The sequence below is a fragment of the Vibrio ouci genome, from assembly GCF_004551525.1.
GTDB lineage: Bacteria > Pseudomonadota > Gammaproteobacteria > Enterobacterales > Vibrionaceae > Vibrio > Vibrio ouci.
Map to the genome: position 1 here is coordinate 132,469 of NZ_SATR01000003.1, position 22,743 is coordinate 155,211.

Here is a 22,743-nt window from a genome sequence, read left to right on the forward strand (position 1 = left end):
GGCGTTTTTATAGGTTAATAAATGCCCTAAAACAAAAATGCCCACCGAAGTGAGCATTTTAAAATAGAATCAGAGTTGCTAGTTGCTAGTTGCTAGTTGCTAGAGAGAATGTATTCTCGTAACTCGTAACTCGTAACTCGTAACTCGTAACTCGTAACTTTACACTTACTGTAGACCTAGTTTCTTCTCTAGGTAATGAATGTTCGCACCGCCGTGTTGGAAGTTCTCATCATTCATGATCGATTCTTGTAGCGATACGTTTACTTTAATACCTTCTACAATCATTTCGCCTAGTGCATTCTTCATGCGAGCAATTGCTACATCACGGTTCTCACCGAAAGTGATCAGCTTACCGATCATTGAATCGTAGTGAGGTGGTACTGTGTAACCCGTGTAGATGTGCGATTCCCAACGAACACCCATACCGCCAGGAGCGTGGAAGCGTTCAATCTTACCTGGAGAAGGTAGGAAGCGCTCTGGGTCTTCAGCATTGATACGACACTCGATAGCATGGCCGCGGATCTTAATGTCATCCTGAGTGAATGACAGTGGCTGACCTGCTGCAACACGTAGCTGTTCTTTAATTAGGTCAACGCCAGTCACCATTTCAGTTACTGGGTGCTCAACCTGAATACGCGTGTTCATTTCAATGAAGTAGAATTCGCCGTTCTCGTATAGGAACTCAAACGTACCTGCGCCGCGGTAACCGATCTCTAGACATGCACGAGTACAACGTTCACCGATGTATTTACGCATTTCTTCAGTAATACCTGGAGCTGGTGCTTCTTCAACAACTTTCTGGTGACGACGCTGCATAGAACAGTCGCGCTCACCTAAGTGGATTGCACCGCCTTGGCCATCAGCAATCACCTGAACTTCAACGTGACGTGGGTTTTCTAGGAATTTCTCCATGTAAACCATATCGTTGTTGAAGCACGATTTTGCTTCTGCACGTGTCATTGCGATTGCTTCTGTTAGCTCTTTCTCAGAACGAACAACACGCATACCACGACCGCCGCCACCACCAGATGCTTTGATGATTACTGGGTAGCCGATGCGTTTCGCGTGCGCTCTGTTTGCCTGTTCATCATCATCCAAAGGACCATCAGAACCCGGTACACAAGGTACGCCAGCTTTTTTCATTGCTGTGATAGCAGAAACCTTGTCACCCATGATGCGGATTGTTTCCGCTTTTGGACCAACAAAGATAAAGCCGCTGCGCTCTACTTGCTCTGCGAAGTCTGCGTTCTCAGATAGGAAACCGTAGCCTGGGTGGATAGCAACTGCACCTGTTACTTCCGCCGCAGAAATAATGCGAGGGATGTTTAGGTAGCTGTCGATACCACGAGCAGGACCGATACAAATGGCTTCGTCTGCAAGCAGTACGTGTTTTAGGTCACGGTCAGCAGTTGAGTGAACCGCAACTGTTTTGATGCCTAATTCTTTACATGCGCGAAGGATACGAAGTGCAATTTCCCCTCGGTTCGCGATGACTAATTTATCTAGCATAAGAGAGAGCCTCTATTATTCGATAACAACAAGTGGTTGGTCGAATTCAACTGGTTGGCCGTCTTCAACTAGGATTGCAGTTACAACGCCAGACTTGTCAGCTTCGATTTGGTTCATCATCTTCATTGCTTCAACGATACATAGCGTGTCGCCAGCGCTAACGCTTTGGCCAACTTCTACGAATGATTTCGCGTCTGGGCTTGGAGAACGGTAGAAAGTACCTACCATTGGAGAAAGAACTTGGTGGCCCGCAGGAACTGCTGGTGCTGCCGCTTCTGCTGCTGGAGCAGGTGCCGCCGCTGGAGCAGGTGCTGCTACAGGCGCAGGTGCTGCGTAGTGTACAGGTGCTGGTGCAGCTGTACCGTTACGGCTGATGCGTACCGACTCTTCACCTTCAGAGATCTCTAGCTCAGCAATGCCAGATTCTTCTACTAACTCGATAAGCTTCTTGATTTTACGGATATCCATTTTTTCTTTCTCTTTTATCTTGTGAATAAGACAGCTCTCTAAAGCTGCAGAGTGTTTGTTTACTTGTAAAGTAATTAAGTTACTTTGCCTGCAATTGTTTGATTGCTGCAGACAGAGCGAATTCGTAGCCTTGAGCGCCTAAACCACAAATCACCCCTTCTGCTTTATCAGACAGGTAAGAGTGATGACGGAAAGACTCTCGGGCATGCACATTAGATAAGTGCACTTCGATAAATGGGATCGCAACGCCAAGTAGGGCGTCTCGCAGTGCCACACTGGTGTGTGTGAAAGCTGCTGGGTTGATAATGATAAAATCCACGTTGCCGTAAGCTGCGTGGATTCGTTCAATCAGTTCGTACTCGCGATTTGACTGTAGATGTTCCAGTTCTACATCTGCAAGTTCTGCTTGTTTGGTCAGTGAATCGATGATTTGTGCAAGCGTTTGAGAACCGTAATGTGCCGGTTCACGTAGCCCCAACAAGTTCAGATTTGGACCGTTTAAGACAAGAATGCGTGATTTTGCTGCCATTGTGTCGCTATCTTCCTAATACATGAGACGAACTTAGATATTCCCATATTATCGCGGATTCAGCATGATTTCTTTGTAAGAAATTGGTCTGGATCTTTGAAATAGACCCAGATTATAGCTAATTCAGCGCATTTAGCAGCAATTTACTGGTCTAATCACCCAGGAGAGGGGAGCGATTTTGCTACCAAGGTAACAAAACTGGTCACTTTCGAGCCATTTGAAGGGGCGGTTTTGTGCTCTAACAATCAAAAAAGCCGCCACATAAGTGACGGCTTTGCTGCAATTAGACTGTTTTAAACGGTGAGTTAAGCCAGCTCAGCTTTTTCCGCAATCAACTTATCAACCACACTTGGATCCGCTAGCGTTGAGGTATCACCTAAGTTGCTGGTATCACCAGTTGCAATCTTACGTAGGATACGACGCATGATCTTACCTGAACGAGTTTTCGGCAGAGAGTCAGTCCAGTGCAGTACGTCTGGAGTTGCAATTGGGCCAATCTCTTTACGTACCCAGTTCTTCACTTCGGCGTGGAGTTCAGCACTTGGGAACTCGCCATCATTTAGCGTGATGTAAGCGTAGATTGCCTGACCTTTAATATCGTGTGGAATACCGACAATCGCTGCTTCTGCGATCTTATCGTGAGCAACCAGTGCAGATTCTATCTCTGCAGTACCCATGCGGTGGCCGGATACGTTTAGTACGTCATCAACACGGCCAGTGATCCAGTAGTAACCATCTTCATCACGGCGAGCACCATCACTAGTGAAGTACATGCCTTTAAAGGTAGAGAAGTAAGTTTGTTCGAAACGCTCATGGTCGCCGTAAACGGTACGCATCTGGCCTGGCCATGAATCTAGGATAACAAGGTTACCGTCCGTCGCGCCTTCAATGATGTTACCCATGTTATCAACAAGAGCAGGTTGAACGCCGAAGAATGGACGCGTTGCTGAACCTGGTTTTAGGTCTGTCGCCCCTGGAAGTGGCGCAATCAAGATACCGCCAGTTTCAGTTTGCCACCATGTATCAACGATCGGTGAGTTTTCGTTACCGATCGTTTTGTAGTACCACTCCCAAGCTTCTGGGTTAATTGGTTCACCCACTGAGCCCATAATACGTAGACTGCTACGCGAGGTGCCTTCAACCGCTTCATTGCCTTTCGCCATTAATGCGCGAATAGCAGTTGGCGCAGTGTAAAGGATGTTGACTTGGTGCTTATCGACCACTTGGCTCATACGGTTAGTGCTTGGGTAATTAGGCACGCCTTCGAATAGAATCGTCTTAGCACCGTTTGCCAGTGGTCCGTAGATTAGGTAAGTGTGGCCAGTAATCCAACCCACATCAGCTGTACACCAGAAGGTTTCTCCTGGCTGGTAATCAAAGACATATTTAAACGTCATTGCCGCATAAACTAGGTAGCCGCCTGTGGTGTGAAGTACGCCTTTTGGTTTGCCCGTTGAGCCTGACGTGTAAAGGATAAATAGCGGATCTTCTGCTTTCATCTCTTCTGGTGGACAGTCTGAAGAAACATTCGCTGTTGCTTCATGCCACCAAACATCACGGTGCTCATGCCAATCCACATCACCACCAGTGCGTTTCATGACAATCACTTTCTCGATGGTTTTCACTTCTGGGTTGGTTAGTGCTTCATCAACGTTTTTCTTCAGAGGAACCGCGCGGCCGCCACGAACACCTTCGTCAGCAGTAATAACGACTTTCGCGTCTGAATCGATAATACGACCAGATAAGGCTTCTGGAGAGAAACCACCGAATACCACAGTGTGAACCGCACCGATACGAGTACAAGCTAGCATCGCAACCGCCGCTTCTGTCACCATAGGCATGTATAAACAAACCACGTCGCCTTTACGAACGCCTTGCTCTTTTAGCGCGTTAGAGAACTCACACACTTCTTTGTGCAGTTCTTTGAATGTTAGTGTTTTATCATCGTTTGGATCGTCACCTTCCCAAATGATCGCAACGTCATCACCACGTTCTGCTAGGTGACGGTCGATACAGTTTGCAGATACGTTGAGCGTACCATCTTCAAACCAACGAATATCGACGTGGCCTGTATCGAAAGAGGTGTTCTTAACTTGAGTGAAAGGCTTAATCCAATCGACAATCTTGCCGTGTTCACTCCAGAAGCCAACAGGGTCTGTTACAGACTGTTGGTACATGGCTTGGTAAGTATCGTTATCCGCGTGTGTATTTTTTTTGATGTTCTCTTTTACCGGATAAATGTGGGCTTCACTCATTGCTTATCTCCTTGTGCTCTATCCAACTCGAATCGAGCAAGTGTCCGTTTAAAACGATAAGGTCACCTGACCCTGACGTCGTAAAATCCCTGTGCCTTTAACTTTCAATCACACGCGAAGATTCGACAATTAGACTTTAGGATGAGAGAGAGGAATCTGCTTAAAAATGAACGAACTATGTTTGAAATTGAGAGTTAGATCTAAGCTTGCACTAGCGCGTGTAGGGCAGATTTAGGCTAGGTAGATCACCTTTTGTTAGCCGAACGAAGATAAGTGCGGCCGCAATGGCATCTTGCAGAGCGTCGTGTTTGTTCTGCAGTGGCAGATCTAAGTGCTTGCAGATCGCGTCCAAGCTGAGGTCGAAATAGGCATTCGGCAAATGCTTTTCCAGCTTGTCGTGGTAGATCTGACTGACTTCAATCAATGGGTTTGGCAGTGGAAAGCCAAGTTGCTTGCGACAAGCGAGATCGAGAATTTTCTTGTCATAACGGATGTGGTAGCCCACTAATGGTCGATTACCGATGAAGTCTAATAGCTGGATCAGTGCTTGCTTTTCATCAATACCATCGACGAGATCTTGATGGCGAATGTGATGAATTTTGACTGAGCCCGAGTCGAGCGATTGCGGGGCACGTAAGCGCACTTCAAATGGTTTACTGGTAATAATCCGGTTATCAATGATTTTGGTGGCAGCGATGGTGACCAGTTCGGCCCTCTTAGGATCTAAGCTGGTGGTTTCACAGTCGAGCGAGACATATTCCCCTTTAGCGACGCAAGCGAAGAGTGGCTGATAGGGTGAGCCTTTCAGTTTGTAATACCAATAACGTCGTCGAAACCAGTTCATACAGCAGCTCCTAGTCTCTGATTTGATAGTGATAGCCTAAGAATTGCTTAAACTTTTTCACTACATGCAAGCTGTGTCTGAGTAAATCACGCTCGGTTCGATCAATTTGCTTGAGGTCGATACGATTGTGGCTGTGCTGATTGGTCAGCTGTTGGTGAAGGCGAAGTTTAAACAATAGCTTCAAGGCTTCACTAAGGTTATCTGCGGTATCGGGTTCTAAAATACGCTTGATACGTAAAGCCTCGATTCTCTCGAAGGTGTTCTTCTCTTCGATACCATACTCCAACGACAAGGTACGAATGCCATGGACGATCGGGAAAATACCGCCACTTTTAACATCGACCCCTTGCTTATCTTTTTTGACATTGCCAAACAGAGTGAGGGGCAGTGAGAACTGTAGCGCCGGGCGAGAGAAATCTTGCAGTGCAAGCATGTTGCTTTCCATGATTTGCTTAAGATGTTCGGCAATCGGTTCTAATAAGCTGCTATTTCCCGCTACAGCGTGAGCGTCAGTAAAGATCGCCAAATCCATCACCTGTTCAGCGGAGTTTGGTCTCGACCATTGGCTAATCGTGCTCTTCCACTCGCTTTGCGTTTTGACCCATTTCGGGTTGTTGACCATCACGTTGCCAGGGCAGAGTGGGTAACCGAGTTGTTGTAAGGTGTGGGTGAGGGTCTCCATCACGGACTCGCACTGGTGCCATTGCAGTCCATCTTTGATGATCAGCGCATTATCTTGGTCGGTTTTAAGGATTTGTTCACCACGCCCTTCTGAGCCTAAAACGACCAAACAGCAGTGATCGTGAAGGGCGGGGGGAACAATCAGTTCGAAGGCTTTTTCGATAATCTGTTCATTGACCGCTGAAATTAGCTCCATGATAAAGCGCGTGCGAATACCATTGCTGAGTAAGCTTTCAACTAGTTGGCGCTGGCGGTTGGAGGCCAAGGCGAGCTCTTCAATACTCGATGAGCGGGCAATACTTAGGGTTAATACGTGCGAATGGGTTGAGAAAGCACTGAGGATCTGGGTCATGTCGAGCATGCCGACCGCGTCTTTGCCATCTGCCACCATGACACGTTTAACGCGGTGGCGCGTCATTTTGATCATGGCGTTGAAAAGGAACTCACCGTCCTCAACGTGAATCACAGGAAACGTTGCGATTTTGCCAACGGGGGTGTTTAGGGGGTGATTGTCGAGCATCACCGCATGGAGCATATTGGTTCTTGTGATAATGCCGTAGGGCAGTGAGTGTGAATCGTCAATCAGTCGTACATCCGTATCATGCAGACGGACTAATGCTGAATCGATACCATTGTCTTTTAGAGTCTGGGTCACTTCATTAAGCGTCTGGTCAGGAGCAAGCACCATCGGTGGGTGATAAATCTCACTATCGACTTTAGTCAAAATAAACTCAGCCAAGTTTTGCTGCTGTTGAGCGGCTTCAATCAACTCTTGTCGGCGAGCAAGGTTATTATCAAAGTAAGCTGCGAACTGGCCATTCTCGTTGTACAGCTCAATGAAAATCGATTTAGGTAGCAGGTAGGCAAGGGTATCTTCGAGTGCGATGTACTTATGCTTGACCGAGGTTTCAAATAACGCTCGCACATCAAACAAGTCTTCGTTGGCGTAGTGGGCGAAGATTTCACTGTCATCCTGAGAGCGCTCTTCAACCGCGCCTTTGATAATAATATGCAGATGTTGGCAAGTGTCACCGGCCTGCAATAAGGTTTCTTTGGCGCGAAAGTAAGCCACGTCGAGTGAGCTACGCAGACGGTTTTGCTGCTGGGCATCAAGTCGATCGAAAGGCGGGGAATGCATATTAAATTTGTCTGGCATACTGACCTACTCACGCAATCTTCTATCTGCTAAGTGTGCGTGATTTATATTTTTCTTCCAGACGACTTTGGTCGAATCTATCGCTCAAACAAGCTCATTTGATTTATTACCAATGATGCAAATGGTGAGAATAGGGAAACTCACTTGTGACGATTATTCCCTTTTTATTCACCGTAAAGGTAAGGATAATGGCGCCGTTCTGTTCCTATTCACTCAGCATTCAGAGGTCGCGATGCTCACCCCATCTCCATATGGCTGGATCTCCCAGTATTTTGTCGGTTTTTTCTTTGCTTACGGTGTTTACTTGCCGTTTTGGGCGCTGTGGTTTGAAGAGCAAGGCGTGTCAGCGACCGACATCGGTGTATTAGTCGGTATCGGTTTTGCGACGCGATGTGTAGCGAATATGGTTTTGACGCCTCGTTTGCATAAGGTTGAGCATCTTATGCCAGCACTGCGTTGGTTAAGCTTTGCGGCATTGCTGTTTGTTGGTTTCCACTTCTTTGCTGGCGGAAGCTTTTGGCTGATGGCACTGGCGACGGTACTATTTAACCTCTGCTGTGGTCCTATCGTGCCGCTGTCCGATGCGATGGCGAACTACTATTCACGTCTTAAAATGCTCGATTACGGCCGCACTCGCCTATGGGGTTCGGTTGCCTTTATTGCTGGCTCGACTGTGGTTGGCTTCTTAGTGGCGAAGTTTGGCACTGACATGATCCTGTACACCGCGTTGGCGGGTATGCTGGTCGCGCTAGTACTGAGTATGCGTCACACAAATCCAATGCCAGTCACGACTGAAGAAGTTGACGCAGAACGTCCTAAATTGTCAGAGTTACTGCGCGAAGTGCCAGTGATTAAGTTTCTTGCTTTGGCAGCCTTAATTCAGGGCAGTCACGCCGCGTATTACAGTTTTAGCTCGATTTACTGGAAAGGGGCTGGCTACTCGGAAGACATCATCGGCTACTTGTGGAGCCTAGGTGTAGTGGCTGAAGTGGCGGTGTTCGCACTGAGTAAGCGTCTATTCGCGGGTTGGAGTTTAAGAGCACTGTTTGTTGTTGCTGCATTGGGCGTGGTTGCTCGCTGGGGATTAACAGCATCGACAACTGCTTTGTTGGCGTTAGTACTGATCCAGCTTTTACACGGTGTGACGTTCGCGATGGCCCATATTGCGGCGATTCAATATATCCAACACTGTGAGCAGCGTAAGATGGTCGCGCTACAAGCACTGTATAACGCGATTCCACTCGGTGCCTTTATTGCGCTAATGACAACGCTAAGTGGTTGGGGCTATGAACATTGGGGCGCAAATATATTCTGGGTGATGGCAGCCATGGGCGTATTAGCGTTGTTTATTAAGCTCGACCCACAACAAGCCAATGCAACGCAATCAATCAAAGCCGAGTCTAAAGCACAGAATTAAGCCTATCTGATTGAGTTCACTGGTTATCCTTAGTTAAATGAAACCTCTCCAAGTTGGAGAGGTTTTTTGTTTGTGGTTACAAATGCGCACAAGATAAGGATATCGGATGCAAGGTTGGTTAGTGATTACGGTTTCACTGCTCTATCTCGGGTTGCTGTTTCTCATCGCTTGGTATGGCGACAAACGTCAATCTTGGCTCGCTAAGTGGCGTCCTTGGATATACAGTCTCTCGATCGCCGTTTACTGTACCTCGTGGACTTTCTACGGCACCGTTGGCCAAGCGAGCAATAACCCTTGGTCATTCTTACCTATCTATATCGCGCCAATTTTAGTCTTTACCTTTGGTTGGCGAATCTTAGCTCGGCTGATTATCACCGCTAAACGTGAGCACATTACCTCAATCGCGGATTTTATTGCGGCGAGATACGGCAAGTCGCAAGGGCTAGCGGTGGTGGTCACCTTGATTGCCGTGGCCGGCATATTACCTTATATCGCTCTGCAGCTTCGTGGCATCACCATGGGGTTAGAGATTATTGCCCCTCAACTTCCAGTGCATTTAGAAGGGTCAAGTTTTGATGTTTCTTGGTTTGTCGTGGCTGCGCTGGCGATTTTTACCATGCTGTTTGGTACTCGTCATATCGATAATACTGAGCACCACCGCGGTATGATGATGGCAATCGCGTTTGAGTCGATTGTTAAGCTGGTGGCCTTCCTTGCGGTCGGCTGTTTTATTCTTTTCCTTGCCCTTAACCGCAGTGATGTTGAACTAGCTGAAATTGCTAGCCAAACTTACCAGTCGCCCAACGTGCCAACCTTGCTGATTCATACCGTGTTAACCATGTTGGCGATTGTCTGTTTACCACGTCAGTTCCATACCATGGTGGTGGAAAATGAGCGTGCTCAAGATCTGCATACTGCGCGTTGGCTGTTTCCGCTTTACCTGATTTTAATGGGGATCTTTGTCTTGCCTATCGCTTGGGTAGGGCAAAGTTTGTTGACCGATGCCAGTCCTGATACTTATGTGATTAGCCTACCGATGGCAGTTGGTGCGCAAGATGTCGCGCTGCTGGCGTTTTTAGGTGGAACATCAGCAGCAAGTGGCATGGTCATCGTCTCGACCATTGCCTTAGCGATCATGGTATCGAATGACCTAGTTATGCCGCTATTACTGCGCCGGATGCGGTTATCACAGCGTACTCATCGTCATTTCTCAGGTTTACTGCTGGTTATTCGCCGCGGGTTAATTTTACTCTTACTTTTAGGGGCATGGGGCTTCTATCAAGCCTTTGGCAGTATTCATTCTTTATCTGCGATCGGTTTCCTCTCCTTTGCCGCGATTACTCAGTTTGCTCCGGCGTTGATTGGTGGTATGTACTGGCGTCAGGGCAATCGCAAAGGGGTCTATGTTGGCTTAGCGGTTGGCTTTACCTTGTGGCTGATTACCTTGATGAGCCAAACCGATATGCTGGCAGGCTCGGCTGAGAATAACTTCTTACTCTGGCTGATTACTCCACCAGAACTGCTGCAAAGCTGGGATGTGAAGAACTCCGATTGGGGGATTGTGCTCAGCGTTACACTGAATACTCTTTGTTATGTGGTGATTTCACTCTTTACTCGCGCAAGTTTGAGTGAACGCTTACAGTCGGCCTCGTTTGTTGGTACGCCATTACCAGAAAGCGAAAATATGAGCCTCTATCAAAGCCGAGTTACCGTTGGCGAGCTCGAAATGTTGGCCTCTCGCTTTGTTGGTCGTCAGCGCGTTCGCAGTGCGTTTAGGCAGTATTGGCAGCAGCAACGCGAAACCTTATTACCCAATCAGCAAGCGCCTTCTACTTTAATTCGTCATACCGAACGTGTCCTTGCAGGTGTGTTTGGCGCCTCTTCTGCTAAGTTAGTCCTTACTTCGGCGCTGCAAGGTCGAAATATGCAGCTTGAAGAAGTCGCCACCATCGTCGATGAAGCGTCAGAGCTGTATGACTTTAGCCGTGGTTTGTTGCAAGGGGCAATTGAGCATATTGGCCAAGGGATTGCGGTAGTTGATAAGCAGCTTAGGTTGGTTGCGTGGAATCAGCGTTACCTAGAGCTATTCACCTTTCCGGCCGGGTTAATTCAAGTTGGGCGGCCGATTGCGGATGTGATTCGTCATAATGCGGAGCAAGGTTTATGTGGCCCAGGTGACCCAGAACAGCATGTGCGCCGCCGTGTATTCCACTTAGAGCAAGGTACCCGTCATACTTCGTCTCGTGTTCGTCCTGATGGTCGCGTGATCGAAGTGCAGGGTAATCCTATGCCAGGTGGTGGCTTCGTAATGAGCTTTACTGATATCACGGTGTTTAGGGATGCGGAGCAAGCGCTGAAAGATGCCAACGAGTCGTTGGAAGAGCGCGTGCAAGAACGGACTCAAGAGTTAGAACAACTGAATAAGAAGTTGGTCAGCGCAACCCAGCGCTCAGAACATGAATCTCAATCGAAATCGCGCTTTTTAGCTGCAGTCAGCCATGACTTAATGCAACCACTCAATGCCGCGCGCTTGTTTGCGTCTTCATTGTCGGAAGTCGCTAAGGATGCGGAAACTAAACAGCTTTCTCATCATATAGAGAGTGCACTTGGTGCAGCGGAAGATTTGATTGGCGATTTACTGGATATCTCGCGTTTAGAGTCGGGCAAGTTAGACATTAATGTACATGGTTTTGCGGTTAATGATGTACTTGCTAACCTCAATGCTGAGTTTAGTGCCCTTGCTAAGCAGCAAGGTATTGAGTTTACGATGATACCAAGCCAGTTGTTGGTTCAATCAGACCCGAAATTGCTCCGACGAGTGGTGCAAAACTTCTTAACAAATGCATTTCGCTATAGCCCGAAAGGTAAAGTAGTACTTGGTGTTAGGCGTGTCGGCAGCCAAGCTCGTATCGATGTGTGGGATAACGGCATGGGCATTGATGAAGATAAGCAGCAAGAAATCTTTGAAGAGTTCAAGCGCGGAACGCAAGTTCGTTCCGATCAGGGGCTAGGATTAGGCTTGGCGATTTCAAAAGGGATTGCCCATGTGCTGGGGCATCAAATCACAATGCGTTCTTGGCCGGGTAAAGGCAGTGTCTTTTCGATTACTTTGGCACGCAGTGAGCAGACCATTGCCCCAGTGAAAGCAGCGCCAGCGAGTGCGGTCTCAGACCTCAGCCACCTCAAAGTACTGTGTGTCGATAATGAAACCGATATCTTGGTCGGGATGGAGAATCTGCTTGGCCGCTGGGGGTGTGATGTTCGCACTGCGGTAGACTTGGTGAATTCACTGCAGGCCATTGAAGAGATTTGGGTGCCAGACGTGATTTTGTCTGATTACCGACTGGATAATGGCCGCACAGGTTTAGAAGTACTGCAGCAATGTCGTTTGCGTCTAGGTGATAGCTTTGAAGGGGTGATCATCAGTGCGGATCGAACCGAGGATATGCTCGATGGCATTAAGTCGAATGGCTTTAGTTTTATTCCTAAGCCTGTTAAACCGCTGAAATTGAGAGCAGTGTTGAATCGGGTTTAGGGGGAGCTCTATTATCGTCATTCCATAGACTGACGAAGGAAGGAGTAGGGAATCTCATAAAGCTTCCTGTTTGTTTCAAGAGATCCCCAACTCACTCGTTCCTCGTTCTCGGGGATGACAGTTAATTAAAAAAAACAAAGGTTTGACGCAAAACGCCAACCCTAAATATTTTTCTCGCTTCTCGCTTCTCGCTATTCCGTAAACAGCGTTTCATACTTGACGAAAGCGGTTTGGGTTTCACCGTAGTAAAGTGTTCCTTCAGATTGGATGGCCACTCGTAGCCAGCTCTCTGCGGAAGTTGGTTTTGGTAAAGATACAGCCCAGTGTTGACCAGTGCTATCTGTCGATGCCATATCGATAGGTTGTGCGCTCTGATCTTGGCTGTCTACCAGTGATAGCTTGACGCCTTCGAGAGGGAAGGCCGCTTTTAGTGATAAGTCTAGCCCTTGCGCGGTTAGCTTTTCTGAGCGGAACTGCACTTTAAAGTCGCCATTAGTCATATCGCACAAACCACTGGTATAGCGGCAGTTTGATTTAGCAGCTAGCTTATAGGTTTCCCCTTCTTTCGCGGCATGAGGTTTTTCACTCAGCGCCATATCAGTACCAAAATAGGCAATCAGAGAAAGAATAGGGGCGATCAATAGTGCAATCAGGAAGTGCTTGTTTTTGAACATAAAATACTAATTCCATCAATTATCTGTTCGTTTTCTTGTAATCCCTGAATATAGAACCAATGGCACTTTTATGCTTCCTTGCTACGGTTCAGGGAATTTCTAATTATTAGAATAAGTTAAGCGAATAAAAAAGCCCCAATTGGGGCTTTTGTGGTTTAGGTATAATTTTAGTGGTCTACTGCACCGCCAGCACCTGCTGGTACACGTACGTGTTCAACCAGGTCTTTAACTTCTTGTGGAGTTTCAGCTGTTACTTTCGATACAGCGAACGCGACTGCGAAGTTAAATACCGCACCAATTGCACCAAATGCGTTTGGCTCAATGCCTAGGAACCAGTTGCTACCCCAGCTTTCTAGGTATTTCCAGTCAGCAACAAATAGGATGCCTTTGTGTTGGAATACGTAGAATAGAGTGATACTGATACCTGCAATCATACCTGCGATTGCACCTTCTTTGTTGATACCTTTGCTGAAGATACCCATCATCAGCGCAGGGAAGATTGAGGATGCGGCGAGACCGAAGGCCAGTGCTACCGTACCTGCTGCAAAGCCTGGCGGGTTGAGCCCGAGATAACCTGCCACCGCAATCGCCACTGCCATGGAGATTCGACTGGCGAGCAGCTCTTTCTTCTCAGAGATATTTGGATTAATGACGCCTTTGATTAAGTCATGGGATATCGCCGACGAGATAGCCAACAATAGACCTGCCGCCGTTGATAGTGCCGCTGCTAGACCGCCCGCTGCCACAAGTGCGATTACCCAGTTAGGTAGTTTCGCAATTTCAGGGTTAGCCAGTACCATGATGTCACGGTCAACTTTAAGCTCGTTGGTTGCTGCGCTAGATGTGTATTGGATTACGCCGTCGCCGTTCTTATCATCAAAGCCTAGTAGACCTGTTTTCTCCCAGTTCTTAAACCAGTCAGGACGCTCATCATAAGCAAGGTGTTGGCCAGGAGCAGGGTTAACTGTATCCATTAGGTTTAAGCGAGCCATTGCCGATACCGCTGGAGCAGTTGTGTATAGGATCGCGATGAACAGTAGTGCCCAACCTGCTGATGTACGTGCGTCACGTACTTTCGGTACAGTGAAGAAACGGATGATTACGTGTGGTAGACCTGCAGTACCAATCATTAGTGACATTGTGTAAACAAACATGTTTAACGTATCGCCACGGACTTGGGTGGTGTATTCACTAAAGCCGAGCTCGGTGACCACTTGGTCGAGCCTATCGAGCAGATAGACATCGGTGCCTTGAATGGTACTCCCTAGACCAATTTGAGGTAGAGGGTGACCAGTGAGTTGCAGAGAGATAAAGATTGCAGGAATAGTGTAAGCTAAAATGAGTACGCAATATTGAGCAATCTGCGTGTACGTGATGCCTTTCATGCCGCCCATAACCGCGTACATAAATACGATACACATACCGATCAGAAGACCTGTCGAGTAATCAACTTCTAGGAAACGACCGAACGCAACACCAACACCTTTCATCTGACCGATAACGTAAGTTACTGATGCGATGATTAGACACACAACCGCTACGATACGTGCTGCGTTTGAGTAGAAACGTTCACCTACGAACTCTGGTACAGTGAACTTACCGAACTTACGTAGGTAAGGTGCAAGTAGCAGTGCTAGAAGTACGTAACCGCCAGTCCAACCCATTAGGAATACGGAGCCGCCGTAACCCATAAAGGCGATAAGACCAGCCATAGAGATAAATGATGCTGCTGACATCCAGTCTGCTGCTGTTGCCATGCCGTTCGCGATTGGGTTTACACCACCGCCCGCAACATAGAACTCTTTAGTTGATCCAGCACGAGCCCAAATCGCAATACCGATGTAAAGGATAAAGGTCGCACCAACAACGAGGTAAGTGATAGTTTTCAAATCCATCTGAGTTACTCCTTACTCATCTACGCCGAATTCACGGTCGATTTGGCGCATTTTCCACGCGTAGTAGAAAATAATACCTAGGAAGGCATAGATTGAGCCTTGTTGAGCAAACCAGAATCCTAGCTTGTAACCACCTAGTTGAAATTGATTGAGTTGATCGACAAATAAGATGCCGCAGCCGAAAGAAACGACAAACCAGATAACCATTAACGTGATCATTAGTTTTACGTTCTTATCCCAATAGGCTTTGGCTTTATCCTGACTTTCAAATGCCATTGCCGCCTCCTTACGATTGATTTGGGTTGTTAAGAAAATGTTTCACCATCTACATTAGCAAGGGGGTGGCAAGAACTCTTTTCAACTTTAGTCGCGGCGAGAAAAACAAAAAGCGCCCATATAACGGGCGCTTAGTAAAAGACGTATTGATTTTTGTGATGTTAACGTTGTGTTAAATTAGCCTAAAGTCTAACGTTTCATCTTTAAATCGCTCAATTTTTATTAGGCTAAGTAGAAATCTTTGATCCCCATCAGCAGGTTATTGACCGCAACCGCTGCCAAAATCAGTCCCATTACGCGACTGATAATCGCCGCGCCGACATTGCCAATCCATCTCTGAATGTGGGTAGCGACGAGGAGTAATAGCAGCGTAATCAGTAACACCGCCACCATGACACCAGCAGTGATGCTTTGATCGATCAGTGAAAAACGGTGGTTATCAGTCAGCATAACAATCGCCATCATCGCACCAGGAGAGGCTATTGATGGAATTGCTAATGGATAGACAGCCAAGTCCGCTAAATCTGAGTGGCTGACTTCTTTAGACAGCTTGGTTTCCTGTTCCGGTTTAGACTCGCCAAAAATCATCGTAAGGGCGAATAGCAGCAGCACGAGACCACCGGCAGCCTGAAAGGCAGGCAATGGTATTTGCATTGCTTCAAGGAGCAACTGTCCTACGAGTAGGAAAAACAGTAAAACACCCGTCGCGATGGCGACCGCTTTTAATGCGACCAGTCGACGCTGTTTAGCGGACAAATGCTGAGTTTGAGATAGGTAAACGGGAACGGAGCCAATTGGGTCGATCACCGCCCAAAGAACAACGAATTGTGTAATTAAGATGCTTAACAAGAGAAGTACTCCCAGAGTTGTTGAACAGAGGGGTAAATCAGATTGTCGCCTGATGTCCTCATTCTAACAGGTTTATGAGAGCAATAATGTAAGTTTTGGTAACTTAAACTTCAGATTCTAGCTGTTGCAACAATATTACCGCTTGAGTTCGATTTTTTACGCCTAATTTTCTGAAAATAGCTGTCATATGGGCTTTTATAGTTGCTTCAGATACATTTAACTCATAGGCAATTTGCTTATTGAGCAGTCCATCAGATAGCATTCCAAGAACTTTGTATTGCTGAGGTGTTAAAGTCGCTATTTTTTCAGCTAAATCATTACAGGCTGCATTGTTGGTGATTGAGCCTTCTGGGAAGAAGGGTTCGCCATTGAGGACTTGGTTGAGCGCACTGACCAGTTCACGCATATCACTTGATTTAGGAATAAAGCCAAATGCACCATGACTTTTCACCTGAGTGACGACCGCTGGTTCTTCACTGGCAGAAACGACAACAATTGGTAAGTCAGGGTATTCAGCACGCAGTTGGATTAGGCCAGACATACCGTTGGCGCCTGGCATCTTCAGATCAAGTAGCAATAAATCAGGTTCATCTTCTTTTTTAAGTAGTGAAAGCAGAGCCTCTAAAGAGTCTGCTTCGAGTAGGTTGGCACCACTCACTGCCATGTGCACTGATTGGAAGAGTGCATTACGAAATAGCGGGTGATCATCTGCAATGATAATGGTGTAAGTCGAATCCATGACGTTAACTACTTATGACTGTTTAGTTAATAGAATTATTGTCATCTTTGCGATTGTGGACAATATTTATCCGCTAAAAGTCTGAACTGTATCGGGTTTTATTAGCAAAATTGCATATAGATACCAACCAAAGCAAACAAATGCCCATTTCTGCTGGTTAAAATTGCTTATAACGTCGTTATGGCTTTTGAAGTTAGGCCCGCTAGCTCGCTGCAAGCCATGCCTAGTCCTAAGCAATTTTTCCTACGCAGCTGATAGGCATCTGCTCACTTTGGCTGGTATTAGGTCGCGAAGGTTCGTTTGTTGCCACATACAATAACGCCAGCAAAGAGGCTGGCGTTGTTTGAATAGTTTACAGGTTATGGCTGTCCAAATGCTTGAGGAAGGTCTCTTCATTCATAAAGCCAGTAATGCGAGCGTTTGAAATTGGCTGGCCATTGGCGTTCCAAAACTCAATGGTCGGTAAACCCAGTACGCGCATTTCTTTCAGTAGCGCAATATCTTGCGGTTGGTTACGCGTGACATCCGCTTGGAGTAAAACGAAGTTTTTCAGCTTAGACTCCACCGCTGGCTGGTGGAAGGTGTACTTCTCAAACTCTTTACAAGCCACACACCAATCGGCGTAGAAATCGAGCATCACAGGTTTACCAGCCAGTTTGGCGCTTGCTAGCTGCTGGTTTAACTCTGCAATATTGCTGATTTTAATAAACTCAACCTGATTTTTTTGCTCTATCGAATTGTTGCCAAAGTAATAATTTAACGCTGGTTGAGCTGAAGCAAATAGACCGAGCACAGCAATGATGCCGACTACGCTCTGTTTCCAACCACCGAACGGCAATGAGTTCTTTACATGGTACAGCCAACCAAACGCCATGATGCCAAGTACTGACCATAGTGCGGTTGCCCATAGCTCAGGTAAGATTCGCTCAAGCAGGAAGATAGGGGCGGCCAGTAGGACGAAACCAAACAGTGTCTTCACGCGATCCATCCAGTTGCCAGCTTTTGGCAGCAGTTTATTGCCAAATACCGCTACTAGCATCAGTGGAATACCCATGCCGATTGCTAAGGCATACAGTGCAATACCACCAGTTAATAAGTCGCCACTCTGCGCCACGTACAACAATGCACCAGACAATGGAGCAGTGGTACATGGTGAGCACACCAGACCAGAAATCGCACCCATAGCAAACACACCAAGTGAGCTGCCGCCTTTCTGCTTATTACTTAGATTGTTTAACCAAGTCTGTGCACTGCTTGGCAATTGAATGGTGTAAAAACCAAACATCGAAAGTGCCAACGCAACAAAAAGAACGCTTAGGCCAATCAGAACATAAGGGTGTTGCATCGCGGCTTGGAATTGCATGCCTGCCGATGCGACGACTAGCCCAAGTAAGGTATAGGTTAGTGCCATACCTTGGACATAAATAAAGGCTAGACCCAATGCGCGAGTATGGTTGAGTTTACCGCTGCCTAATACGATACTGGTTAAGATTGGGTACATCGGCAATACACATGGTGTAAATGCTAGGCCAACACCTAAGGCTAAAAACAGCAGTGGCGTCCACCAATTGTCACCAAGCTTAGAAGCTAGATTGGATTCACTTGATACAGGCGCTGAAGTGCTCTCTTTAGTAGGTGTTACTTGAGTTTCTGCTGCTTTTTGACTCGGTATTACAGCGCTTGGTTCCTGATAGTCAAAGCTCGTTAGCTCGACAACTCGTGTCTCGGGTGGGTAACAGAAGCCTGCTTTGGCACAGCCTTGATACTGAACAATCAGACGTGCACCTTGTTGATAATTGCTCAGCGGTACTTCAACAAACAGCGGCGTGGTGTAGATGTTGACCTCACCAAAGAACTCATCTTTGTAGGGTTCACCATCGCGCATCTCAACATCACCTAATGTGACGTTCTCACCACTGACGGAAATACGATGTTGGTAAAGGTAGTAATCGTCTTTTACTTGCCAATCAATCAGGACATGGTTGCCTTGCTGAAAAGCGTTAAATGGAAAAGCTTCATCTACAGGGACAAAGGTATTGTTGCTATTACCAAAGCTCGGTGCTGAGTTTGAATTGCCAAACAGCGCCATTGCCGGTGCGGAAATGACAGAAAGAGACAGCAAGATTAGAGAGAAGACGAAGCGCATAAAAGAGTCACTTGAGTTAAATTTTCATCATTTTAACTCAATCAGACAGAGGATAGGGGGAATAAGTTTCACCGGAAGAAAATTATTCTGTAGTTCGAGAGGTTGCTCTAAAGGCGGCTGTGTGTGAGTGACAGCCGCTATAAAGTATTAAGCAACGCCTAACCGTGCTCGAACGACACGTTCACAGGCATCGATATGGTCGGTGTCTTTAGGTATAACCAGCACAGTATCGTTACCACCTACGGTACCAAGGATCTCGGTATGAGGGTCAATATCCACTAAACGTGCAACAAGCTGGGCACTGCCTGGATGAGTCTTAACGACCACCATAGCTTGATTATGAGTAATAAACTCAATCTGAGAAGAAATCGAGGATTCGACGCGCACAGGGGCGGTTTCTACCGTAATACAGTAGACCTTTTTGCCGCAGGCATTTTGTACTTTTACGACCCCAAGCTGAGACAGGAGTCTGGATACTGTAGATTGGCTAATACCTTGGAAACCAATATTGACCAACGCTTCTCGCAACTCATTTTGGGTTGTGAAACTCTGTTGCTGTAATAAACGTTTGCAGGCAGCTGTCAGCGTTTTATCTTCGCTGTAATCAATGACACTAGGGTTTAGAGTTTCACTCATGAGAACTCCTTAAAACATGACGTAATAATCAATCGTCCATGTGGCTATTTGGGCACTCAGATCCATGTAAGTGCAATCCATCTGTGAGCGGTCACTCTTTGGTGACTTAATTTTGATTATTAGTCTACCACCAAAGTATATGCGGCTTTGTGAATGGGATCGCCAAATAAAAAACTATTCAAGTAACTGTAATTAGGAGTGAATTCTGTCTGTTTGCGGATATTTATTCCGAGGCTGGCATAAATATCCGCATGATTTTATCGCGAGGTGTCGCAACCTAGACGGGGTGGTGTTAGCGAGCTTCTGTCATGATTTCACGAGAGAATACTTTTTCACAGTAGTGACATTTTAGCTGCACATTGTCATGTTTTTCTTGCACCTTAAAGCGACTTTCTACTGGTTCACCATGTGAAATACAGTTGCTGTTCGGGCATTCAAAAACGCTTTCAATACTGTCAGGAAGTGCCAAGTTGAGTTTATTGACCACCTTGTACTCTTCAATCTGGTTTACCGTTGCTTTCGGTGCGTAAAGAGCTAACTGGTTAGCTTGCTCTTTAGTTAGGTAGATGTTCTCAATCTTAATCAGATCTTTCGCCCCTAGCGCTGAAGATGGCAGGTTAAGACCAATCGTAATACGCTGATTTGACTTATGCATTTTGAACAGCTTAAGCACCTTAATACCAATATTGGCAGGGATATGGTCGATCACAGAGCCATTACGAATCGCTTCTACCTGAAGTTGAGTTTCTTTCACCATGATATCTCTCCTGCAATTAAATGGTTTGGTTTAGAACGAGAGCCAGTAGCGCTTCACGAGCGTAAACGCCATTTTCTGCTTGCTCGAAGTAGTAAGCGTGTTTGGTTTTGTCGACATCTACTGTGATTTCGTCAACACGTGGCAGTGGGTGAAGCACTTTTAGATTATCGCGTGCGCACTCTAGCGTTGCTGCTGTTAAGATGAACGCTGACTTCATGTGTGCATATTCCGACTCGTCAAAACGCTCTTTCTGTACGCGCGTCATGTAGAGTACATCCAGCTCTGGCACCACTTCTTCAATGTTGCTGTGCATACTGAATGTAATGCCTGACTCTTCAAGCTCTTCGCAGATGTAGTCCGGCATCGCCAGTGCATCTGGTGCGATGAAGAAGAAACGGACATTGTTAAACTTCGCCAGAGCTTGGGTCAGTGAGTGAACAGTGCGGCCGTATTTTAAGTCACCGACAAATGCTACGTTGAGGTTGTCTAACGTGCCTTGAGTTTCGTAGATCGAGAATAGGTCGAGTAGTGTTTGTGTTGGGTGTTGGTTCGCGCCGTCACCACCGTTGATGATAGGCACACCGTTAGAGAATTCGGAAGCCAGACGTGCAGCGCCTTCTTGTGGGTGACGCATAACGAACGCATCCACATACGAAGCAATAACTTGTACCGAGTCAGCCAATGTTTCGCCTTTTTTCGCCAGAGACGTGTTACCACCGTTATCAAAACCAATCACGCTGCCACCCAAACGCTCAACTGCGGTTTCAAATGAAAGGCGAGTACGAGTCGATGGCTCAAAGAAGCAGCTCGCGACTACTTTGTTTCTCAACAGCTCCGGATTGGGTTCAGCTTTTAGTCTTGCCGCCGTATCGACGATAAGCTCTAGCTCTTCACGGCTGAGCTCAGGGATGGAAATGATGTGCTTATTAAATAACGAATGCGCCATAGCAATGCTTCCTAGTCGTGATTTATAGACAAAAAAAAGCCCCCTGAAATAGGAGGCTTTAAAATAGAATCAATGGAGAAAATGAAACAGAAAACGATCCCGACTCTGGGCGCGTTTGGTAACAACGATGGGTTGTTGATTGCTGTTGCATTTTTGTTCTCCTAGACAAATTGCGGAGGATTATACGCACAAAAAAACGCCGCGCAAGCGTTTGCGAAAAGTATCCGGAAATTGGATTTTTATGCGAATTTCGCATCTTTTCGAAACTTTTAACCAACCTTTGGTAGATCTTGCTTGAGGGCGTTTTTGTGTATAATTCACCAAATCATCGATGAAAAAAAATGCGGGCTTTATTCAGACGTAATCGAGAAGAGTCTTCATGCCACCCGCATTTCCCTGCAGATTAGTCGCCTAGAGTAGCAACCATTACCGCTTTGATTGTGTGCATGCGGTTTTCAGCTTCATCGAATACGATAGAGTGTTTAGACTCAACCACTTCATCGGTCACTTCCACGCCGTCTTTCAGTTGTGGGTACTCAGCCGCTAGCTGCTTACCAACAGTCGTATCTTCGCCGTGGAACGCTGGTAGGCAGTGCATGAATTTCACATGTGGGTTGCCCGTTGCTTTTAGCATTTCCATGTTCACTTGGTAAGGCATCATTAGGTTGATGCGCTCAGCCCAAGCTTCTTTCGCTTCACCCATAGATACCCAAACGTCAGTGTATAGGTAGTCACAACCTTGAACGCCTTCTTGCACGTCTTCAGTAAGCGTGATTTTCGCACCTGTTTCTTCAGCGATTTCGCGACATGTTGCTACTAGCTCTTCTTCTGGCCAGAACGCTTTAGGAGCCACTAGACGGATATCCATGCCCATTTTCGCTGCGCCAACCATTAGTGAGTTACCCATGTTGTTGCGTGCATCTCCTAGGTAAGCAAACTTCATTTCGTGTAGTTGCTTGCCGCGGCCGTGTTCCATCATAGTTAGGAAGTCAGCTAGGATTTGAGTTGGGTGGAATTCGTCTGTTAGGCCGTTCCATACTGGTACGCCAGCGTATGCGCCTAGCTCTTCAACGATCTCTTGACCGAAACCACGGTACTCGATGCCGTCGTACATGCGACCAAGCACGCGAGCTGTATCTTTCATTGACTCTTTGTGACCGATTTGAGAACCAGATGGGCCTAAGTAAGAAACTTGAGCGCCTTGGTCAAATGCTGCAACTTCAAATGCACAACGCGTACGAGTCGATGTTTTCTCGAATATTAGCGCAATGTTTTTACCTTTTAGACGAGGTTGCTCATAGCCGTTGTATTTTGCTTTTTTCAGTTCCGCAGAAAGATCCAAGAAGTGTTGGATTTCACGTGGAGTAAAGTCTAATAGTTTTAGGAAGTTACGGTTACGTAGGTTAAAAGCCATGATGTTTTCCTTCTTTG

General features: G+C 46.6%; 18 protein-coding genes. 2 read left to right on the forward strand and 16 right to left on the reverse strand.

Features of this window, described 5'->3' with window-relative positions:
• Positions 1-165: 165 nt before the first annotated feature.
• From accC to ELS82_RS03510, 6 genes are all read right to left on the reverse strand, one after another.
• A complete protein-coding gene (gene accC / locus ELS82_RS03485) occupies positions 166-1,509 on the reverse strand; it encodes an acetyl-CoA carboxylase biotin carboxylase subunit (protein WP_134834250.1) in 1,344 nt (447 codons plus the stop codon).
• 15 nt (positions 1,510-1,524) lie between these two features.
• Positions 1,525-1,977, reverse strand: coding sequence for an acetyl-CoA carboxylase biotin carboxyl carrier protein (gene accB / locus ELS82_RS03490; protein WP_134834251.1), 453 nt, complete (start codon positions 1,975-1,977; stop codon positions 1,525-1,527).
• Positions 1,978-2,056: 79 nt separating this feature from the next.
• Positions 2,057-2,506 carry a type II 3-dehydroquinate dehydratase gene (gene aroQ / locus ELS82_RS03495; RefSeq protein WP_053438789.1) on the reverse strand — a complete coding sequence of 150 codons (450 nt, stop codon included), beginning with the start codon at positions 2,504-2,506 and terminating at the stop codon, positions 2,057-2,059.
• A gap of 305 nt (positions 2,507-2,811) precedes the next feature.
• On the reverse strand, positions 2,812-4,761 hold the full coding sequence (gene acs / locus ELS82_RS03500; protein WP_134834252.1) for an acetate--CoA ligase: 1,950 nt from the start codon (positions 4,759-4,761) through the stop codon (positions 2,812-2,814).
• Positions 4,762-4,972: 211 nt separating this feature from the next.
• Positions 4,973-5,605: a 3'-5' exonuclease gene (locus tag ELS82_RS03505; RefSeq protein WP_134834253.1), complete on the reverse strand. Its 633-nt coding sequence runs from the start codon at positions 5,603-5,605 to the stop codon at positions 4,973-4,975.
• Between the two features lie 10 nt (positions 5,606-5,615).
• Positions 5,616-7,442, reverse strand: coding sequence for a DUF294 nucleotidyltransferase-like domain-containing protein (locus ELS82_RS03510; protein ID WP_134834254.1), 1,827 nt, complete (start codon positions 7,440-7,442; stop codon positions 5,616-5,618).
• Between the two features lie 232 nt (positions 7,443-7,674).
• Here ELS82_RS03510 and ELS82_RS03515 point away from each other — a divergent pair, with 232 nt between their 5' ends.
• Positions 7,675-8,859: a 3-phenylpropionate MFS transporter gene (locus tag ELS82_RS03515; protein WP_134834312.1), complete on the forward strand. Its 1,185-nt coding sequence runs from the start codon at positions 7,675-7,677 to the stop codon at positions 8,857-8,859.
• A 106-nt stretch (positions 8,860-8,965) separates the two neighbouring features.
• Positions 8,966-12,394 (forward strand): PAS domain-containing hybrid sensor histidine kinase/response regulator, encoded by a 3,429-nt coding sequence (locus ELS82_RS03520; protein WP_134834255.1) that lies wholly within the window; start codon positions 8,966-8,968, stop codon positions 12,392-12,394.
• Positions 12,395-12,585: 191 nt separating this feature from the next.
• On the opposite strand, the gene ELS82_RS03525 is transcribed toward ELS82_RS03520, so the two are convergent.
• The 10 genes from ELS82_RS03525 to ELS82_RS03570 form a co-directional block, all read right to left on the reverse strand.
• On the reverse strand, positions 12,586-13,068 hold the full coding sequence (locus ELS82_RS03525) for a hypothetical protein (RefSeq protein WP_134834256.1): 483 nt from the start codon (positions 13,066-13,068) through the stop codon (positions 12,586-12,588).
• A 167-nt stretch (positions 13,069-13,235) separates the two neighbouring features.
• Positions 13,236-14,963, reverse strand: a complete 1,728-nt coding sequence (locus ELS82_RS03530) for a sodium:solute symporter family protein (protein WP_134834257.1) — start codon at positions 14,961-14,963, stop codon at positions 13,236-13,238.
• Between the two features lie 12 nt (positions 14,964-14,975).
• Positions 14,976-15,239: a DUF4212 domain-containing protein gene (locus ELS82_RS03535; RefSeq protein ID WP_004410602.1), complete on the reverse strand. Its 264-nt coding sequence runs from the start codon at positions 15,237-15,239 to the stop codon at positions 14,976-14,978.
• A 222-nt stretch (positions 15,240-15,461) separates the two neighbouring features.
• Positions 15,462-16,088 (reverse strand): MarC family protein, encoded by a 627-nt coding sequence (locus ELS82_RS03540; RefSeq protein ID WP_134834258.1) that lies wholly within the window; start codon positions 16,086-16,088, stop codon positions 15,462-15,464.
• A gap of 103 nt (positions 16,089-16,191) precedes the next feature.
• Complete coding sequence (locus ELS82_RS03545) at positions 16,192-16,827, reverse strand: response regulator transcription factor (RefSeq protein WP_053438799.1); 636 nt, start codon at positions 16,825-16,827, stop codon at positions 16,192-16,194.
• Positions 16,828-17,179: 352 nt separating this feature from the next.
• Positions 17,180-18,973, reverse strand: coding sequence for a protein-disulfide reductase DsbD (locus ELS82_RS03550; RefSeq protein ID WP_134834259.1), 1,794 nt, complete (start codon positions 18,971-18,973; stop codon positions 17,180-17,182).
• Between the two features lie 147 nt (positions 18,974-19,120).
• A complete protein-coding gene (locus ELS82_RS03555; RefSeq protein ID WP_134834260.1) occupies positions 19,121-19,609 on the reverse strand; it encodes an arginine repressor in 489 nt (162 codons plus the stop codon).
• 292 nt (positions 19,610-19,901) lie between these two features.
• Positions 19,902-20,366 carry an aspartate carbamoyltransferase regulatory subunit gene (gene pyrI, locus ELS82_RS03560; RefSeq protein WP_053438801.1) on the reverse strand — a complete coding sequence of 155 codons (465 nt, stop codon included), beginning with the start codon at positions 20,364-20,366 and terminating at the stop codon, positions 19,902-19,904.
• Positions 20,367-20,382: 16 nt separating this feature from the next.
• The gene (gene pyrB, locus ELS82_RS03565) at positions 20,383-21,312 is read right to left on the reverse strand and encodes an aspartate carbamoyltransferase (RefSeq protein ID WP_134834261.1); all 930 of its coding nucleotides are present in this window, start codon (positions 21,310-21,312) and stop codon (positions 20,383-20,385) included.
• Between the two features lie 403 nt (positions 21,313-21,715).
• Positions 21,716-22,726, reverse strand: a complete 1,011-nt coding sequence (locus tag ELS82_RS03570; RefSeq protein WP_008078865.1) for an ornithine carbamoyltransferase — start codon at positions 22,724-22,726, stop codon at positions 21,716-21,718.
• Positions 22,727-22,743 lie beyond the last annotated feature (17 nt).

Bases quoted from the DNA above. Each gene is read 5' to 3' on its own strand.
- accC (WP_134834250.1), bottom strand. From the start codon at position 1,509: ATGCTAGATAAATTAGTCATCGCGAACCGAGGGGAAATTGCACTTCGT.
- accB (WP_134834251.1), bottom strand. From the start codon at position 1,977: ATGGATATCCGTAAAATCAAGAAGCTTATCGAGTTAGTAGAAGAATCT.
- aroQ (WP_053438789.1), bottom strand. From the start codon at position 2,506: ATGGCAGCAAAATCACGCATTCTTGTCTTAAACGGTCCAAATCTGAAC.
- acs (WP_134834252.1), bottom strand. From the start codon at position 4,761: ATGAGTGAAGCCCACATTTATCCGGTAAAAGAGAACATCAAAAAAAAT.
- ELS82_RS03505 (WP_134834253.1), bottom strand. From the start codon at position 5,605: ATGAACTGGTTTCGACGACGTTATTGGTATTACAAACTGAAAGGCTCA.
- ELS82_RS03510 (WP_134834254.1), bottom strand. From the start codon at position 7,442: ATGCCAGACAAATTTAATATGCATTCCCCGCCTTTCGATCGACTTGAT.
- ELS82_RS03515 (WP_134834312.1), top strand. From the start codon at position 7,675: ATGCTCACCCCATCTCCATATGGCTGGATCTCCCAGTATTTTGTCGGT.
- ELS82_RS03520 (WP_134834255.1), top strand. From the start codon at position 8,966: ATGCAAGGTTGGTTAGTGATTACGGTTTCACTGCTCTATCTCGGGTTG.
- ELS82_RS03525 (WP_134834256.1), bottom strand. From the start codon at position 13,068: ATGTTCAAAAACAAGCACTTCCTGATTGCACTATTGATCGCCCCTATT.
- ELS82_RS03530 (WP_134834257.1), bottom strand. From the start codon at position 14,963: ATGGATTTGAAAACTATCACTTACCTCGTTGTTGGTGCGACCTTTATC.
- ELS82_RS03535 (WP_004410602.1), bottom strand. From the start codon at position 15,239: ATGGCATTTGAAAGTCAGGATAAAGCCAAAGCCTATTGGGATAAGAAC.
- ELS82_RS03545 (WP_053438799.1), bottom strand. From the start codon at position 16,827: ATGGATTCGACTTACACCATTATCATTGCAGATGATCACCCGCTATTT.
- ELS82_RS03550 (WP_134834259.1), bottom strand. From the start codon at position 18,973: ATGCGCTTCGTCTTCTCTCTAATCTTGCTGTCTCTTTCTGTCATTTCC.
- ELS82_RS03555 (WP_134834260.1), bottom strand. From the start codon at position 19,609: ATGAGTGAAACTCTAAACCCTAGTGTCATTGATTACAGCGAAGATAAA.
- pyrI (WP_053438801.1), bottom strand. From the start codon at position 20,366: ATGGTGAAAGAAACTCAACTTCAGGTAGAAGCGATTCGTAATGGCTCT.
- pyrB (WP_134834261.1), bottom strand. From the start codon at position 21,312: ATGGCGCATTCGTTATTTAATAAGCACATCATTTCCATCCCTGAGCTC.
- ELS82_RS03570 (WP_008078865.1), bottom strand. From the start codon at position 22,726: ATGGCTTTTAACCTACGTAACCGTAACTTCCTAAAACTATTAGACTTT.